Here is a 1,765-nt window from a genome sequence, read left to right on the forward strand (position 1 = left end):
GCCGCTGGCGCAGCAGGCGTGGCTGCGGGCCGGTAGCCCCTCTCTTGACGAATGGCAGCAGCACCTGCTGGCGTCCAACGCGGTGAGCGACGGTTCGCGTCCAACCCCGCTGGTGCTGGACAGCCAGCGCCTGTATTTACAGCGTATGTGGCGGCATGAATGCGTGGTGGCACAGTTCTTTAACCGGCCGCGGCCGCCGGTGGCCGGCGACGAAACCAACATCGCCGCGGTGCTGGCGCGCTACTTTCCCGGCGACGGCGCGGTAATCGACTGGCAAAAAATCGCCGCGGCGGTCGCGATAACGCACCCGGTGGCGCTGATATCGGGCGGGCCGGGCACCGGCAAGACCTTCACGGTGGCGAAGCTCCTGGCGGCCTTGCTGCAGTTGAGCGACGGCGGCCATGCGCGCATGTTGATGGCGGCCCCCACCGGTAAAGCGGCGGCGCGCCTGAGCGAATCCCTTGGCCTGGCCTTACAGCGTCTGGGGCTGGATGAAGAGCAGAAACAGCGGCTGCCGCGCGAGGCGATAACGCTGCACCGCTTGCTCGGGGCGCAGCCCAATAGCCAGCAGATGCGCTATCACCGTGGAAACCCGCTGCATGTGGATATTCTCATCATTGATGAAGCGTCAATGGTTGATTTGCCGATGATGGCCTATGTGATTGCGGCGTTGCCGCCGCAAGCGCGGGTGATCTTCCTGGGTGATCGTTGCCAGCTATCCTCGGTGGCGGCGGGAGCGGTGCTGGGCGATATCTGCCAGTTCGCCGAGGCCGGCTACAGCCCCGCGCGCCGTGCGGAGCTGGCGCGGCTGACGGGCTTTACGCTGCCGGCGGGTGCGGGCGGCGGCGGTTATGGTGTCGCCGATAGTTTATGTCTGCTGCGTAAAAGCTACCGCTTCGATGAAGGATCCGGCATTGGCCGGCTGGCAAATGCTATTAACGCAGGCGACGTCAAGGACGCGCTGGCGCTGCTTAACGCCGGCACGACGGTGGATGTCGTCTACACGCCGCTGCGTGAGGCGGCAGACTATCAGCGTATGCTGGACGACTGCGTTGACGGCTATCGGGACTATTTAGAGCGGGTGCGCAACCATGATGCGCCGGCGGCAATTTTAGACGCCTTCAACCGCTTCCGCCTGCTGTGTGTGCTGCGGGAAGGGCCTTTTGGGGTTGCCGGTCTGAACGACCGTATTGAGCTGGCCTTGAGCCGGGCGGGGCTGCTGGCCCTCGGCAATGCAGGGTGCGGCTACGCGGGGCGGCCGGTGATGATCGTACGCAATGCGCCGTCGCTGGGGCTGTATAACGGCGATATCGGGATCTTGCTCTGGGATGGCGAACAGACGCTGCGCGTGCATTTCTCCCTGCCGGACGGCGGTGTCAAAGCGGTGCCGCTAAGCCGGTTGCCGGAGCATGAGACGGCATTCGCGATGACGGTGCATAAATCCCAGGGGTCGGAATTCCACCATACCGCGCTGGCGTTACCCAATCAGATCTTGCCGGTATTAACGCGGGAATTGCTGTATACCGCGGTCACGCGCGCGCGGTTATCCCTGTACGCTGTACGCGACCGACGAGGTATTGCAACACGCCATTGCAACCAAAACCCAGCGGCGCAGCGGCCTTATCGAGCGGCTGGCCGGCGGCCAGGCCGCACCGCCGCAGCCATCCGCGGATCGCTGACGCGTGCGGCCATGATTCCCGCTTGGCCCGCGACCTTTCCAGCCGGTCCCACTGTATTAGGCTCAATGGCCGTCCCGCGTGCTGGC

At 64.8% G+C, this 1,765-nt stretch carries 1 pseudogene; it reads left to right on the forward strand.

From position 1 onward, the window contains the following. Positions 1–1,679: pseudogene (recD, locus tag ACMX3H_RS20030) on the forward strand (exodeoxyribonuclease V subunit alpha); the annotation flags it as partial. Positions 1,680–1,765: the final 86 nt, after the last annotated feature.

The organism is Sodalis sp. (in: enterobacteria) (genome assembly GCF_047607725.1).
Taxonomy (GTDB): Bacteria; Pseudomonadota; Gammaproteobacteria; order Enterobacterales; family Enterobacteriaceae; genus JBLKSS01.